General features: G+C 52.5%; 9 protein-coding genes. 5 read left to right on the forward strand and 4 right to left on the reverse strand.

Annotated elements, in window-relative coordinates:
* Positions 1 to 311: 311 nt before the first annotated feature.
* Both EL628_RS24790 and EL628_RS24795 read right to left on the reverse strand, forming a co-directional pair.
* Positions 312 to 1,691 carry an MFS transporter gene (locus tag EL628_RS24790; RefSeq protein WP_161975749.1) on the reverse strand — a complete coding sequence of 460 codons (1,380 nt, stop codon included), beginning with the start codon at positions 1,689 to 1,691 and terminating at the stop codon, positions 312 to 314.
* A 532-nt stretch (positions 1,692 to 2,223) separates the two neighbouring features.
* Positions 2,224 to 2,823 (reverse strand): HD-GYP domain-containing protein, encoded by a 600-nt coding sequence (locus EL628_RS24795; protein WP_161975750.1) that lies wholly within the window; start codon positions 2,821 to 2,823, stop codon positions 2,224 to 2,226.
* 558 nt (positions 2,824 to 3,381) lie between these two features.
* Here EL628_RS24795 and EL628_RS24800 point away from each other — a divergent pair.
* Entirely contained in the window at positions 3,382 to 4,296 is a 915-nt protein-coding gene (locus EL628_RS24800; protein ID WP_126582684.1) for an AraC family transcriptional regulator, read from the forward strand.
* A gap of 333 nt (positions 4,297 to 4,629) precedes the next feature.
* Here EL628_RS24800 and EL628_RS29975 read toward each other — a convergent pair whose 3' ends face one another.
* Positions 4,630 to 4,767 (reverse strand): hypothetical protein, encoded by a 138-nt coding sequence (locus EL628_RS29975; protein ID WP_161975751.1) that lies wholly within the window; start codon positions 4,765 to 4,767, stop codon positions 4,630 to 4,632.
* Positions 4,768 to 5,374: 607 nt separating this feature from the next.
* On the opposite strand from EL628_RS29975, the gene EL628_RS24810 reads away from it, so the two are divergent.
* The 3 genes from EL628_RS24810 to EL628_RS24820 all read left to right on the forward strand — a co-directional run bounded on the left by EL628_RS24810 (position 5,375) and on the right by EL628_RS24820 (position 8,715).
* The gene (locus EL628_RS24810; RefSeq protein WP_218028992.1) at positions 5,375 to 6,484 is read left to right on the forward strand and encodes an alpha/beta fold hydrolase; all 1,110 of its coding nucleotides are present in this window, start codon (positions 5,375 to 5,377) and stop codon (positions 6,482 to 6,484) included.
* 34 nt (positions 6,485 to 6,518) lie between these two features.
* On the forward strand, positions 6,519 to 6,980 hold the full coding sequence (locus tag EL628_RS24815; RefSeq protein WP_126582686.1) for a cupin domain-containing protein: 462 nt from the start codon (positions 6,519 to 6,521) through the stop codon (positions 6,978 to 6,980).
* A gap of 418 nt (positions 6,981 to 7,398) precedes the next feature.
* A complete protein-coding gene (locus tag EL628_RS24820; RefSeq protein ID WP_126582687.1) occupies positions 7,399 to 8,715 on the forward strand; it encodes an MFS transporter in 1,317 nt (438 codons plus the stop codon).
* A gap of 43 nt (positions 8,716 to 8,758) precedes the next feature.
* Here EL628_RS24820 and EL628_RS24825 read toward each other — a convergent pair whose 3' ends face one another.
* On the reverse strand, positions 8,759 to 12,400 hold the full coding sequence (locus tag EL628_RS24825; protein WP_126582688.1) for a WD40 domain-containing protein: 3,642 nt from the start codon (positions 12,398 to 12,400) through the stop codon (positions 8,759 to 8,761).
* A gap of 585 nt (positions 12,401 to 12,985) precedes the next feature.
* Here EL628_RS24825 and fxsT point away from each other — a divergent pair.
* On the forward strand, positions 12,986 to 15,568 hold the full coding sequence (gene fxsT / locus EL628_RS24830; RefSeq protein WP_161975752.1) for an FxSxx-COOH system tetratricopeptide repeat protein: 2,583 nt from the start codon (positions 12,986 to 12,988) through the stop codon (positions 15,566 to 15,568).
* The last annotated feature ends 356 nt before the right edge of the window (positions 15,569 to 15,924 follow it).

The raw sequence follows: 15,924 nt of genomic DNA on the forward strand, positions 1-15,924 counted from the left end.
GCTCCTTCCGGACGAATAGGAATGGCGGAGGCGTTGCATCTATTTTATCACCAGGAAGAAGCTTTTCACAGAAAAAGCGGAGAAATGACAGCTCTTCGCGTTTGTTCCCTAAGAGGGTGCTCCCGAATCCAGGATGACTCATCATGGCTTTGCTTTTCAGCGAAATCGTTTCTGGAAGCTACACAAAGCTGAGTAATAAGCCCTGTCTATCTGGTGGCATGTTACATAGTATGGGTCCTTCTTGCGACTTCATGGCATGGCAATAGCTTCGCCTGCTACTGTACCATGAAGTCGCAAGAAACGTGGTGCCGTTACCCTATGTTCACCTCTCTTTTCTGATCCGTACTTGTCTCCATTTCTTCAGCCTCTGGCCCAAATGTGCGCAGCTTGCGCATTGCGTTGATACTGGCAATCAGTGCGAGTAGCCCGACCACAGTATAGATGGTATCCACAAAACCAAAATGCATTCCACCCAACGTGGCGTGAAAGTGGTGCAAGGCCGTACTGCTGAGAAAACCAGCCAGGAAGGTGGAAAGCATTGAAGCCATGCTCATACAAGGCCACGTTACTCCTGAAACTCGCCCTATCATCTCGCGTGGCGTGGCACGCAGGAGCAATGGCATAATCGCTGAGCCAATCCAGGCATTACATCCCCCGAGGCAGAAAAGCAGCGCTACCGCTGGCCAGAATTGCTCTTGACGTGCCAATACCAGCATTGTTCCACTCCAGGCCAACAATGCCAGCCAGAGGAGGCGTGCCTCCCCAATGCGTCTGATAAAACGGCCTATCAGGGCAGAACCAACGATGGCTCCACACGCTGGCACAGCGACAAAAAAGCCGTAGAGGCCTGCCGGCACGTGCACATTCTCCAGCAGAAAGAAGAGATAGAGAGTGTTTAGCGCGCCAACGCCAAGCATAAAGAGCATGCCAGAACCGATAATCGTTGTTACAGTCCTATCGCTCAGCGCAAAATGTAATCCTTCCCCGAATTCACGGAGAAAATGACCACGTTCGCTAACCGCTACACGGCGAGCTGTTTCAGATACGTGAATACCACGAATCATCAGCCAGGAGAGGACAAATGAAAGTGCGTTGATTAGCACGCTCCACAGTGGGCCAAATGTCATAAAGCAGAGGCTTCCAAGCGCGGGCCCCAGAAGCCATCCCATATTCCCTGCTATGCTGCTCAGGGTGCTGGCCTGGCCTAACTGCTGCTCCAGCACAATATCACCGAGGAGTGCCATCTTTGAGGGACCAAAGAACTGCCCACAGGTACTCAACAAGGCCACTGTACTATAGATTGCGAGCAATTGCCCCCAGATCGGCAAAACCAGGCCGCCCACCAGAGGAAGCGGTAAAAGTCCACTCACAAACAACAAGAGCAGAATGAGGAGAGCGCGTACCAGATCCATGATCAGCATGGTATGGCGTTTTTCCCAACGATCAACAAAGACCCCAGCCATTGGCCCTATCAGCAAGCCAGGCAACGTTCCAGCCAGGTAGACTCCACTAAAAGCAAATGGAGCCCAGGGTTGGCCTCCAGCCACACGTGTGCCAACCCACAGAGCCAGCGCACTATCGAAGGCGGCATCTCCAAGTACAGAAATGGCCTCTCCCAGCCATAAAAGCGCAAAGTTGCGGTTAAGAAGGAGGTGATTCACATTTATAGGTAGTGTTTTTTTGCGCATCATGTTCTTCCCTATAGTATAAAAACATTTTATGTACATGTATGCCCATGCACACAAAGCACAAAGATGGGGCGAAACCTTTTGCGCGGTAGAAGATTGGCTAAGTAGTATGTTTAGTGGAGGCAAAAACAGGAAAAGACAGCATTTTCCAGCACTTAGAATGCCTGAAAATGCTTTCTCAACTGAGAGAGAGAAAGCGCCTGCCTGGCAATGCTATCACATCACCAGCTAAAGTCATATGTTTTCCCAGCCATTACCGCGCAGAAATTGCGCATATGCCTGGGGGATTGTAGATAGGAGTGCTAGAAAGCATCACCTGCATAAGTAGCTGCAAGTGGCATACCATAAAGTGCTCCTTCTCCTTCACAAAAAAAGATGTTGTACACGGAGAGGTATATATTTCATAATGTCACTTGCACAAATATACATGCAAACTCAACTGAGGTCAAGCCCATGAGAGTCAAGAAACAAACGATGTTGAGACTATTGGGAATTATTCCCATGCGGCTTCTCCTGATCATATGAGCAAATGGCCCTACCAGGGCCAGGAGAGGGGATCGATGGTATCCATTTGCAGGAAGGCATCAACGATTTGCGGATCATAAGCGCTCCCTGCGCACCGTCGCACTTCTGCTCTGGCCTCGGCAGGGGAAAGAGAGCGTCGGTAAGGTCTTGATCCTGTCATGGCATCATAGGAATCAACGATCGCCAGGATACGTGCCCCAAGTGGAATGGCTTCCTGTGCCAGTCCATATGGATACCCGCATCCATCCCATCGCTCATGATGCGCCAGAACGAGTGAGGCGATGAAAGTCCACATACCTCCTGCTTGCTGAAGCAACTGGGAGCCAATCTCAGGGTGGCAGCGCACGATTGCCCATTCATGTTCTGAGAGAGGACCTGGTTTATTTAGTATGGCGGCGGGAACCGCAATTTTTCCAATATCATGTACAAGGGCTGCCAGACTAATCAGGTATGTTTCTTCCTCGCTCAAACCTAGCTGGCACGCGAGGGCATATGAGAGTATTGCCGTTTTTTGTGTGTGTTCACGTATGGTATGCTGGTACCAGCAAAGAGCGTTCACCAGGGAAATATGTTCAAGTGCACTTCTGCTCGTATCTCTTGGGTGCGTCATGTGGTTATCCTTTTTTTGTCCAGGACAAAATGAGTTATTGGACGGTGTGTTTTCACTCACTATCATACCTGTTCTCTGCCTGGAAGGAACGATCGTTAGGTATCGTCTAGCAGTCGTTTTGCCATGTTGTGAACGCATCAATAGTCAAACTGAAGCATTGGCGATTGAGCGTCCTGGGGTTTGCCACCGTCGTTCTGTCGCCACTATGAACACCCTTAGCTCTGTAACTATTTATGTACCCGTGCTCAATTGAACCATAGCGATCAATAAAGGACTTCTCCCTATGAATTCATTGTCCCTCTCTCTTTATGAAGGATAAGAATTTGCCCCTGTTGTATTTTTATCGTCCCCCGCCACCTTACGCTCTTCAAGAGCTCGAACTGCTATTTTGCATGTGTCCCACGATTTGCACAACGAGGTGACAAAATAGAGACAGGAGCCGAGACAATTGAACGAAAGCTCAAAAATGAAAGAGTTTCACCTTTCCATGTTCATAGAGGAGAGGATATACTGTGGAAAAACAAGCCTTCAGAAACGACAAGAGGAAATAGACCTTCAATGAATCATGACTATACTGAGCGAATCAAGAGGGTGCTAGAGTATGTGGAAGAAAATATCTCTGAGCCAATGAACCTGGAAACATTAGCCGATATATCAAATTTCTCGAAATATCATTTTATAAGAGTATTTACTTCTATTGTTGGTATCACCCCTATAGGGTATGTTCAGCAAAAACGGTTGCAAAAATCGATTTCTTACCTCAGGGAAACAAATAAAACCGTTTTAGAAATTTCTTCCCTTTGCGGTTTCGACTCCATTTCTAGTTTTCAAGCGGTCTTTAAAAAATATTTTCAAACCACTCCAAGCGAAGTAAGGAAAAGGCGAAAAAATCAGAGCAATTTCCCAGCACCTTTTCGCAAAAATCAGGATGAGCCCCCTCTTTCTTTCGAGTACGATAGACGAGTCAATCATCACTTTTTTAGGAGAGTTTGGGATATGAATATCGTCATGAAGGATATACCCACTTATGAAGTCGCCTATGTCAGGCACGTGGGAAGTTACCTGGATACAAGTGCTTCGTGGGAGAAATTAGGGCAATGGGCAGCAAACAATGCATTGTTTCCGCCTGATCAGCATGTGATTGGGATCTCTTTAGATGACCCCAATAGTGTAGATGAGTATGCTTGTCGTTATGATAGCTGTATCACAATCCCAAAGGGATTTGAAAAAGAGAAGCATACAGAAGTGCAGTTTCAACACCTCCCTGGTGGACTCTATGCCTGTTATCAGTTTTACGATACGATAGAGAAAATAGGACTTCTTTATCAAAATCTGTATGGACAATGGCTCCCCCAGAGTGAATATGATGCCGATGATCGACCGTGCCTGGAATTTTGTCTGAACAATCCAGCACATGATCCCGAAAGGAAATGCAAGGCAGAGATCTGTATCCCTATTCGTAAGAGAAGATAACGAGCATCTTTTTTTCTCAAGGGAATTCACAGTCAGGAGCCCAATGGCTCGCTACGCGTCTTGTATGCTGCGCGCATTGGTCATTGTCGTTCCTGCGAGCTGCGAGCACAGGGTCAGGAGAGTAGTGCCACGCTCAAGCCACGGCAGGGGAGCGCGGCTCTGTGGCCGCTTTCCTCTTCTCGCGCGAATTCTCCGCCGCCACCTCGTACAGCCAGCGAACTGCATGCTTCTACCCCAGTGGTCTGGCGTGACTGGCCACGCTGTAGCATCCGGTGAACCTGGCTCAAAGTCGTTGGCAGCCAAACAATCGAACTACAAAGCGTCACTCTACTCTCACCACCACATGCCCAAGCGCCCACCAAGAAGGTCTGGACCCGAGCGGAGCGTGCTCATTGGCGTCTTTCCTGGGACCAGCGCTTGGCGTGCAATGCTCGTCCGACGGATACGCCCCGGCTGATCATCACGCTTCATGGGCTTCCAGTTGCCTTTGCCTTCAATCTGTTTGCCACAGCTTAATTTTCTTGAGCGCCATCCTATGTATTCTCGCTTCTGTTCGCGTATTGATGGTGTTCAATCACTAGTCTTCCTATTGACCTTCGTTCTGATGTCAGGTTTCTGGTGGTTGTGAGCGATCTTTTTGTGTGAACTATTCCTTTTCACATCTCTTGGGTGTTTAATACACAAGAGCAGCAATCTCCTGTATCAGGTTGTCTGATTGGTTTTCCCTACCAGGCGGCGCTACCAATGACATCATCTTTTCTCTCCAAAGCAGAGCTTTACTCGTGTTGCCATCAGAGATCGTTATCTATCGTTTGAGTGGAACATTGCGTGGGTTGGCAACAAACGATCACCAGACGATAGGTAACGATCTCTAAAAAGGGAGGAGAGCCTAGGTATGCTTTGCAGTGAAAAGAAGAGAAGTTGACGCTAGCAGATGCAAGCTATACGCATCCGCCAGTGACTTTTACCTGGAAAGAGGAGCATGATTCCGCTATCCAGTCCAGACGAAAGATTCAGGTACGTCTTTCTTCTCTTCCCAGATCAACTGACGAAAAGTGAGAAAGGAAAAAAGCATTCAATGACAACAAACAATTCTGCCCATTCTGGCAATACGAAAGTGAGCAAACCTTTCGGCGGGCGTCCTCAGTTAGTACAAGGCCGGTTTGCCATGCTCAAATATTTCCTCATGAAAGGAAGGAGACGCTGGCTCCTGGGCTTCGCCCTTGTGGTGTTTTTGAGTCCTGCTCTGACCGCATGGCGTCTGTCGCCACCAACTCTACCTCCGGCAACACACATCCAGGCGTCTTACGCTCAGGAAGAGCATACGCTTCTCCCTGCTGGTTTTACAGAAGGTACTGTCACGACAAACGGCATCCGTATGCATTATGTGCGCGGAGGACAGGGCAGGCCCTTAGTGCTACTGCATGGTTTTCCAGAGACCTGGTACTCGTGGCATAAGGTTTTGCCAGATCTGGCGAAACACTATCTGGTGATTGCGCCAGATCTGCGAGGCGCTGGTCAGACCGATGCACCGTCAAGCGGGTACGATAAAATGACAATGGCTCAAGATATTCGGGGTCTTGTTACTCAATTAAAGCTAGATTCTATCGATCTCGTCGGTCATGATATTGGCCTGATGGTCGCCTTTGCGTATGCCGAACTCTATCCCACTAGCGTGCAACATCTGGCGTTGCTGGAGGCACCGATCCCTGATAAGAGCCTCTACCAATATCCAGCGCTCACTGCTAACGGCCCCGGCGTCTGGTGGTTTGGATTTTTCGGTGTCCCACAGATGCCGGAAAAGCTCATACAGGGGCGTGAAAAGACCTTTTTAGAGCAATTCTTCCAGAACACCGTGCCAGTGCAGGTCCAGGGGAGTATTACCGCGGAAGAGATAGCACTGTATGCCCGAAACTGGCAAGATCCTGCGCGTCTGCACGCATACATTAGTTATTTTAGCGCATTCAAAACGGACACTGCACAGGTGGATGTTTATAGCCAGAAAAAGCTACTGATGCCAGTGCTAGCTCTTGGAGCGGACCATAGCATCGGCACAGCGATTTTCACTCAGGTTGAGCAGTATGCCACGAACGTCACAGGCGACGTGATAAGCAACTCGGGACACTGGATACCTGAAGAGCACCCGCAAGAGTTAGTCAGCAAGTTGCTCGCCTTCTTGAGTAAATAACCTGTCAAACAGAGAAAATGAAAGGTAAAGATCTATGAACATAAATATATCATCTCTCGTGTTGCAGGAGAACGCAGGCGAAACCACTTTTGAAGCCAGTGGGGAATACTGGACCTGGAAAGCAACCGGAGAGGCAACCAATGGGCTTTACGATTATGCTGTAGTCACCACCCTTCCCCAGGTTGGACCACCTGAGCATGCTCACCAACAAGAGGAGCTGCTTTTTATCCTGGAAGGAACCTATCAGATCAAACTTGCTGAGTCAGTGTCTACTGTCTTGCCAGGGACATTTATTCGCATTCCGAGCGGAGTACCACATGCCTGGCGTGCTTTGACAGCAGGAAAAATGCTCGTCACGTTCCTGCCAGGAGGGCTGCGAGGCTTCTTTGAAGGGATGCGCCCCCTCTATCTGGCACCTCAACTCGATATGCAAGCGCTCATAGAGCTTGCCAGCAAGTACGGTCTGGTTGTGACTGGCCCGCCGCTGGGAGAATAATTCTCATACGGAGCGCTACCCAGGAGACTGCATACATCCATCTTTTTGGTCTCCTGGGTAGAGCTCTGTGGCGGAGCTGGCTCTTCAAACGGATAAACTGGTGGCAGTATTGTTTGAGGCGTTCTCAGAGGAGCATCTCCCTTCTCAGCATTGGAAAGCCCTGACTGACAAACCAGGCTCTTCCTTTAATTCCCCTTTCCATGCTATGATGGCAGATGTGTTAGCAAACGACCAGCGTGGTGTAGGGGTACACGTTTTCTGGAATGCTTCCACAAATGTAGGAAAAAAGAAGCTCCCTGTCTCGCAATGATCAATTACAACAAAAGATTCACGTAATTGGCGCTGACAGGACTGGCGGCGTAGCCGGTATCCTGGCAAATTAACATTGCTCGAACAAAATGACAAGGAGAATGGATTGATGAAACAAACGAGCCTGGCCGTTTTTGGGAGAAAAGCCGGTGACTTCTGGATCTTCTGGACGGGTCAGACCATTTCACAGATCGGTAGCGCGCTCACTAACTTCGCCCTGCCACTACTCGTCTTCAATCTCACAGGGTCAGCACTGAAAGTCGGGCTGACCCTGGCCGCAACGTATTTACCGTATGTGCTCTTTGGTCTAGTGAGTGGAGCATGGGTGGATCGCGTTGATCGCAAAGTCTTGATGATTGGCCTGGATATCGCGCGTGCAATACTTCTCGGGTTGGTGCCCCTTCTGGCATTTTCTACTCATTTTCCTCTTTGGTGGATTTATCTGATCACATTTCTCAATGCGACTCTATCAATGATCTTTGGTGCTGCGAGTCTTACAGCCATTCCTCACCTGGTGAAGCGAGACGAGCTGATCAAGGCCAATGGGCGGATGCAGGCTGGCGTCTACGTGGCCTTCATTGTTGGCCCGCTATTGGCTACCTTGATCCTGACTCACTGGTCGATCCAGGCCGTCCTGTGGTGCGATGCCCTTACTTTTCTGGGGTCGGCAGGCTCGCTCGGGTTCATCAGAAGCAGCTTCAATGGGACACCAGTTCAAGAGCAAAGCCAGGCTGCGCTCGGTCCAGCCATTCTGGAGGGGCTACGCTATGTTTTCTCCCACCCGGTGGTTTACATGGCGGCTCTGCTGGCACTCCTGGTCAACATGGCGCTTGCCCCGATCAACGCTCAGGTGGTGGTCTTCGCCAAGCAAGTCCTTGATGCCAGCAATACGCAGGTGGGCGTCTTGGCCACTGCTCTAGGTGTCGGCGGAGTGCTTGCCACCCTTGCTGCTGGTCCCCTGAAGCGACGCCTCCCATATGGTATCCTCCTGCTGGGTTCGCTTCTGCTCGCGGGTGTCCTCACCATCATCTTCGCCATCACGCGCAACTTCTGGGCGAGTGTGATTCTTTGGGGAGGAATATATGGCATGGTCGCCATCTTCAATGTGGCCCTCTTCAGCATTTTGCAGGGCGCGGGGCCAGATCGCCTGCTGGGGCGCGTCATCCTGTCTGCCCAGCTCCTGGCTGCGCTGGTTGTTCCCGTGGTAGATGTGCTCAGTGGCCTTGTCATTGACCAGGTTAAAAATGTAGCCCTGGTCTTCGGTGTTCTGGGAGTGTTCATTGTGGTCATTACGCTGGCCTTCATTCCCGGTCCCCTGGCTCATGTCGAGCGCTTTCTGCTAGAGGGGCAGTCCTCCAGTCTTCCTCCGGTCCCACCAGAGGAGCAGCCTTCCTCCAGCACTCTGCAGGTCTCTTTAGATAAATAGCTACTAACTTTGCCCCGAGGTTCAGGGTCCCTGAACCTCGGGGCTAGCTGGATGGTGAACCATCCGCGCTCGCAGCCCCTAAACTGCGCAGTGCCGCCTGCTGAGCGTTCGTCAGCCCAATTGTGTCGCTGATATTCAGCCGCTCATAGGGCCGGTCGGCTCGCAAGGTGGCGAGATGCTGATGACTCTGCATCCCCCAGAGCTTGATGACGCCATCTTCCCCACAACTGGCGACCGTCTGCCCATCGGGGCTGACTTGCACTACCCGGACCCATCCATCGTGAGCCTGAACAGCAGCCAGGCTCACCCCGTGTTCCGGGTTCCACCAGCGGACGGTGCCATCATTTCCCGCACTCACCAGGATATCTTGTTCAAGATGCCAATCAAGTCTCGTGATAAACCCACGATGGCCTTCTAACGTCCTCACGAGTCTGCCTTGTCGTACATCCAGGAGAAGCAACGTCCCTTTTTCTCCATCAGTTCCTCCGATCACCAGTTGTTCGCCGTTCGGGTTCCAGGAAAGAGCTGTGACGGCACCTCCGTGATTGAACTGGCATAGGAGGGCGCTATCCTTCGCTTGCCAGACCTGGACCTGTCCATCTTCACTGGCGCTGGCAATGAGTGTGCCATCTGGAGACCAGACAACACTAGAGACCAGGCCGGTATGTTCAATTCCCACCCGGTTGGAGCCTTCCTGGATATCCCAGAGACGGACGCTATGATCATAACTGCCACTGGCGAGCCAGCGGCCATCCGGGCTCCAATCCACATTGATGATGAGGCCAGCTTGCAAGATATGAGTACAGGCATTCGTCTGAGCATCCCAGATGCGTATCGTTTGATCAGCGCTTCCACTGGCAATCTGTTTTCCGGCGCGGCTCCAGGCGACTGTCTGCACGAACTGCTGGTGCCCCTGCAGGTTCTGTACGGGAGTCTGGGTCGTCACGTTCCAGAGGGTAAGCGTCGCCTCGCTGCTACCACTTAGGAGGAAGCGTCCATCAGGACTCCAGGCCAGAGCATACAACGTGAGGGTATAGCCGTGCATCGCGCGCACATGCTGCCCGCTCACCTTCTCCCATGTGCGAATGGTGCTATCCATGCTGCCGCTGAGCAAGCGATCTCCTCCGGGCAAAAAGGCCAGGGAACGGACACCATCACGATGCCCCTGGAGGATATGACGGCACTGCCAGGTCTGAGCATCCCAAAGCCGAATTGTCTTATCGTGGCTAGCCGAGGCCAGGGTGTGGCCATCAGGGGACCAGGCCAGTCCTGATACCCCTCCAGTGTGGCCTGCCAGCGTCGTCTGGCAGGTGCCCGTTGCCACCTCCCAAAGTTTGATCTCCTGGTCGAAACTGCCACTAGCGAGGAGCCCGGTGGTAGGGGCGAAGGCCAGTGTGCTGACCATACCCCTATGTCCATGCAGTTCCTGCAGCAGCGTTCCCTGGTCGGCGTCCCACAGCTGGATGACAGCGGTATCTGTACTACCGCTTGCCAGCATCCGCCCATCCGGGCTCCAGGCGATGGCCCAGATCTGCTCGTTCTGATGTGATAGACTGGAAAGGTGTGTCCCGGTTCTTACGTCCCACACGCGCAACGTGCCATCATACCCCCCGCTGACCAGTTTCCCATTGGGGGTTATGGCCAGGGTAGTGACCGGGGCAGTGTGATCTTGCCGTGTCCAGATAAGGGCTCCACTGGCCACCTCCCAGAGCCTGATCGTCTGGTCCCAACTAGCAGTTGCCAGCGCTTGTCCATCAGGACTGAAGGCGATGGCGCTCACACGCTCGGTATGACCCCGGATGATCAGGTGGGCCACCTGGCCCTCCTCGCGCCAGACCCGCACCTGCCCACCGTTGGTGCTCGCTGCGATGTAGTGCCCATCCGGACTGATGGTCACCGCCAGCACCGCATCGAAGGCTTCGGTGAAGACCACCTCACGCAACGTTGCTCCAGCAAGGATCGCATCCTGCATCTCGACACCTTGCAGATAGGCCCCGCGAATGAAGAGCCGGGAAAGGTCCAGGCCGCGCAGATGCCCACGCAACTCTTTGAGCAGGCTGATAACGTTGGCGGGACCATAGCTCTGTGTAGCAACATCCTCGGAACGGAATTGCTCCAGCAAGCGTAGCAAGCATGCCTCGACCTGTATGTCTGCTCCCAGTTCGGATCGGAGCCGTTCGATGATCGGATGAACCAGCATGCGAACCTGTGTCTGGCGTACATAATCTTTGGCCTGCGCCTGCTCCAGAGCATATCTGCGCAACTGTTGTGGGTCTCCCTGCACAATCTCCTCACTCAGACGTTTGCCCAGCGCATCGATAAGATATTCCATCACCACCGATTGCAGGCTAAAGCTCGTCTGCAGCCCCCGCTCCAGCAGTGAGCGTCGTCCCAGCGCCTCCAGCGCCTCCAGCATCTGGGTGCGTGGTACCCTGGAAGGAAGAATCTGTACCAGCGTATCCAGGGAGGTCCACTCGCGCAACACGGCTAACCAGGTGAGCAAGAGATGCTCCAGGGGCGTCAGACGTCCCATTTGCTGGCGCAGCAGCGCCCGGATGCCATTGAAGATCAGCTCACCCTCGTGCAGAAACTGATCGATATCGTTACTGAAGAGGTCGGAGATTGCCTGCGCCACGATCTTCAAGGCCAGGGGATTGCCTGCATAGCTAGCAACCAGGTGCTTCCAGGCAGTGGGTGTGCCGTTGAGTCTCTTGTCAGCGAGCAATTCTTGCGCGGCCTGGATGTCCACTCCAATCAGACGGAGCGAACGCACAGGCGCACGAACACCTTCTAACGGCGCAATTTCTTTGGGCTTCTCCCGGGAGGTTACCAGCACGCAGCTTTGATGAGCTGCTTCGGCCAGGCGCTGGATCAGTCGCCCATAGCCCTCGTAGCCTGGCAGGTAGCTACCTTCAGTATCCCCACTCGCTAGCAGTGTCTCCAGGTTATCGAGCACTAGCAGGCAGCGATGCGCCTGCAGGCATACCAGCAACTGGTTGAGACGCTGCTCAAGCGACCTGGGAAATGTTGTGGGGAGTTCCTCGGAGAAGAACGTGATACAATCGGCAACCAGATCCTCACACGAAGGGGCGTCGCGTACCGAGCACCAGAGCACTGCCTCAAAATGAGGAGTCAGGTGCTGTCCCAGGAAGGATGCGAGCATACTTTTGCCGATGCCGCCCATACCGAGCAGGGCAATCAGGCGGCAGTGTTCTTGCTCGATCCATTGAGTCAATTCAGCCACTTCCACCTCACGACCGATGAAGTGGCTCACGTCGAGGGCTCCCACCCAATCAACACGTGAGAAGGCGACAGGCTCTGATAGCGCAAGATCCACAGAGAGATTAGTACGTGCGAACGGTTGGATAGGCGCAGGAGGATGGAGCAGGTCCTGGAGCCAGGCTTCATTCAGCAACACTTTCTGGCGGGCCACACGCCAGAAGGCGCGAATCTCCTCTTCTTCGCGTCCGACAGGAAAGGCTTGCTGGTTGACAGCAAAGGCGAGTAAGGCCTTGAGGTGCTCGACGTTAGGATACGAACCTCCGGCCTCCCATTTCACCACTGCTTTGCGGGAGACACCCAGCAGTTCAGCTAAACCAGCTTGCGTCAGCCCGATGCTTGTACGCAGCGTCAGCATGGCCTGCCCAAAGGGGTAGTCGCGCTCCCCATAAGAGGATTGCTTCACCAGGAGTACGCCTTTCTGATGGACCAACGAGCGCGTAGTGGGAACTGAAGGAACCTGATATGGGAACTGCAGGACACTGATTTACCCTGACACTCCCCCTATACTAAGGAGTGTGGATGCGCTTAAGGCGGGTCCACCCGGTTGGGAAGAGTCTGGGAAACTTGCTGGTGACTTCAGGCTCTTCCTTGTCTGATAGTTTGTTCTAGCATAACACATCCATTTGGAACGGACCAGCCTGTGTTCAAGGATGGGAGTGGTTTGCTTGAGCACAGGATAGTGCTTATGAGATATCAAGTGCTCTGTTTCAGAGCAAAAGCTGCTCCATTCTCCGAGTCATGTACTAGAAAGAAAGAGAGGTTTCTATGCCAAAAATGAGAGAAGAAAAGATATTATATATTGTTTCTCTTACATTCCTTCATGCTGGTATTGTATTTTGTGACAGAATTCGCCGTCAATCTGACGAGGGAGGACCAGATTGGGGCGATTAACCCGCCCCAATCTGATTCTCCCCCGTCATTGTGCTATTTTGGGGATATCCTCAGTATTAAGAGAAGAAAACAGCAGCACATAGAAGAGAGTATTCCTATGCCGAAAAATGAACGCTTACAGCAGGAACGTATTCGACGCAACTGGCGTCAGCACGATGTGGCTGATCAACTGGGTATTAACAATGTGACGGTGCAGCGCTGGGAACGTGGCACTCAGCAGCCAGGTGCCTATTACCGAGCGAAACTCTGCGAGCTTTTCAAGCTCAGTTCCCAGGAACTGGGGTTGATCACCATGTACGCTTCAGAGGATGAAACATCTGCAGTGTTACAACCAGAGGACACGCAGCCCGAGGAGACGGCAATCTGGACTGTCCCCTACGCACGTAATCCTCATTTCACCGGGCGCGAAACCTTCTTTGAACTCCTGGAACACCAATTCTCGCTCCAGAAACCAGACTCACCGCCTGGTATCCGCCAGGTGGCCCTGACCCAGGCGCAAGTTATCAAAGGACTGGGAGGTATCGGTAAAACACAGATAGCCGTCGAGTATGCCTATCGGGCCCGCGAGCAGGGACGATATACTCATACGTTGTGGATCAATGCCGGAAGTTTAGAAACCATCCTGGCCAGCTTCGTCGCACTGGCAGAGCTTTTGCCTATCGGCCTCTCCTGGAAGGAGACCGATCAGCGCACACTGGTGGCGGAGGTTCTCCGCTGGTTGGAACGTTGCGATCGGCCCTGGCTGCTGATCTTTGACAACGCCGACGACCTTTCCTTTGGCCACTCCTTTCTGCCTGTTCGGGGGAATGGCAATATTGTGCTGACCACACGCTCAAGCGCGGTGGGTTCACTTACTTCTTCCATAGAGGTAAATACCATGGAGGTGATGGAGGGGGTACAGTTTTTGCTGCGACGGGCTCAACACACCATATCTGCCAACGCCAACAAGATAGAAGAAGCCACGAACATTGTGATTGCATTGGCCCAGTTTCCTCTGGCTATCGATCAGGCTGGCGCTTATATTGAAGAGACTGGATGCAGCTTGCAAGACTATTTTCAGATCTATCACCAGCGCCGCTACGAGTTACTTGCGCGACGGGGCAAGCACATGGGCTATCCTGAATCGGTGGCAACCACCTGGTCCCTCTCGTTTCAGCGCGTGGAAGAGATCCATCCGCAGGCGAGGGAACTCTTGCGGCTCTGTGCATTTCTGGCGCCTGATGATATCCCGGAAGAACTGCTCATCGACGGAGCCTCGTACTGGCCCCCGGCCTTACAACAGGCGGTGGCTAATCACTGGCACTTCAATCTGATGCTGGAAGCCTTGCAGGCATTTTCCCTGATTAAACGCGTTGGTAGGGAACGCCAGTTGAGTCTGCATCGCCTCATCCAGGTGGTACAACGAGATCTCATAGCTCCTGATGAACGCAGGCAGTGGGCGGAGCGTGTGGTGCAAGCGGTGCATACGCTCTTCCCGCGTCATCTGCGCGATGTCAGCTCCTGGCCAACGTGTAGGCGCTATCTAGGGCAGGTGGAAGAGTGCGCAGTCTTGATCCGGCAGTATCGGCTACGTTTTCCAGAGGCAGCCGAGCTTCTCAACCGGGCAGGGCTCTACTATATGGAGCATGGCTTCTATCAAGCTGCCAGACCATTTTTTGAGCAAGCACTGTCCTTACATGAGGAATCAGAGGGGGCACATCCTCTCTCCTTAGCCCGGAACCTGAACAATCTGGCAGTGTTGTATTTGCGCCAGGGAAAATACCAGCAGGCTGAGCCGCTCTTTCAACGAGCGCTCCAGATCCGTCGCCAGCCGGGAGAGATTCCTCAGAACGACATCGCCCAGAGTCTGCATAACCTGGCGCTGCTGTATTCCTATCAAGGAAAATACCAGCAGGCAGAAACCTTCTTTCAGCATGCGCTCTCTATCGCAGAACAAGTCTTTGGAGAAGAGCATGAGAAAACGGCGATCTGCCTGCAAAATCTGGCAAAGGTCTATCGTATGTTAGGACGCTATGAACAGGCCGAGCCACTCTATCAGCGAGCGTTGACGCTACTGGAGAAGCAATCAGGTCCAGACCATCCCCTGGTGGCCTATCCGCTAGGAGGGCTCGCCAATCTCGCGGTCGAACGAGGGACGTATGAACAGGCCGAAGCACTCTACCGGAGAGCGCTGGACATTCTAGAGCACCAGTTGCGCCCGGATCATCCCTATATAGCCGATTCTTATCGAGGATTAGGCAATCTCTGTGCTGAACGAGGCGACCATGAGCAGGCGAGACGATGGTATCGGCAAGCGCTTATCTTGCTGAAACAACAATTCGGCCAGGATACTCCTCTGGCCGCCCCAGTTCTGATCAGACTGGCCACTTTGCAGGCTGAACAGAAAAATGACGAGCAGGCCAAATTGCTCTTTCAGCAGGCATTGCACCTCAATGAACAAGCTTTTGGAGCCGAAAGCCCATCCCTGATAGAGCCTTTGCTGGGCCTGGCAACCATCGCAACCGCTCAGGGATGCTTCGACCAGGCAGGACAGCTCTATCAGCAAGCACAAGCCATTCTCGAACAGCACCTGGACCCTGAACATCCTTTTGCCGCTCGTATTCTAGAAGGGCTGGCCGATCTTGTACGTAAGCAAGGCTTCCAGCAAAGGGAAAAGATCCTGTTGACACAGGCGCTGTAGAGGTTGGCTCAGAATAGATGTAAAATTCTATCATAAAGCAATTTTTTATATTTCTGGAGGGAGAGAGACATGGATGCTTCTCTCATACATGCCTATCTATGCTCGTGCTGCGTTTCTTTCGATGGGCGGCAAAATTTCAACTTCATCCAGGTGCGAAGGCGCAGCATCAGTTCAACGCCCAACAAGATGGCGGGTAAAGCCGTTCGCGTGATCAATGCGTGCGAACACATCCGGGAGGTGTTGTTCAGAAATCTTTTCGACGAGAGCCTCCTTCAGTTGTGCAAGGTTTGTAGGGCGGCTTTTGCTCATAGTTTTTTGAGCTCTGGCTCTCCTTTCTCATTTGTGAATTATTCATT

This window comes from Tengunoibacter tsumagoiensis, assembly GCF_003967535.1.
Taxonomy (GTDB): domain Bacteria; phylum Chloroflexota; class Ktedonobacteria; order Ktedonobacterales; family Ktedonobacteraceae; genus Tengunoibacter; species Tengunoibacter tsumagoiensis.

What these genes read in the sequence shown, in the direction of transcription:
- EL628_RS24790 (WP_161975749.1), bottom strand. Translation starts at nt 1,691, where the DNA reads ATGATGCGCAAAAAAACACTACCTATAAATGTGAATCACCTCCTTCTT.
- EL628_RS24795 (WP_161975750.1), bottom strand. Translation starts at nt 2,823, where the DNA reads ATGACGCACCCAAGAGATACGAGCAGAAGTGCACTTGAACATATTTCC.
- EL628_RS24800 (WP_126582684.1), top strand. Translation starts at nt 3,382, where the DNA reads ATGAATCATGACTATACTGAGCGAATCAAGAGGGTGCTAGAGTATGTG.
- EL628_RS29975 (WP_161975751.1), bottom strand. Translation starts at nt 4,767, where the DNA reads ATGAAGCGTGATGATCAGCCGGGGCGTATCCGTCGGACGAGCATTGCA.
- EL628_RS24810 (WP_218028992.1), top strand. Translation starts at nt 5,375, where the DNA reads ATGACAACAAACAATTCTGCCCATTCTGGCAATACGAAAGTGAGCAAA.
- EL628_RS24815 (WP_126582686.1), top strand. Translation starts at nt 6,519, where the DNA reads ATGAACATAAATATATCATCTCTCGTGTTGCAGGAGAACGCAGGCGAA.
- EL628_RS24820 (WP_126582687.1), top strand. Translation starts at nt 7,399, where the DNA reads ATGAAACAAACGAGCCTGGCCGTTTTTGGGAGAAAAGCCGGTGACTTC.
- fxsT (WP_161975752.1), top strand. Translation starts at nt 12,986, where the DNA reads ATGCCGAAAAATGAACGCTTACAGCAGGAACGTATTCGACGCAACTGG.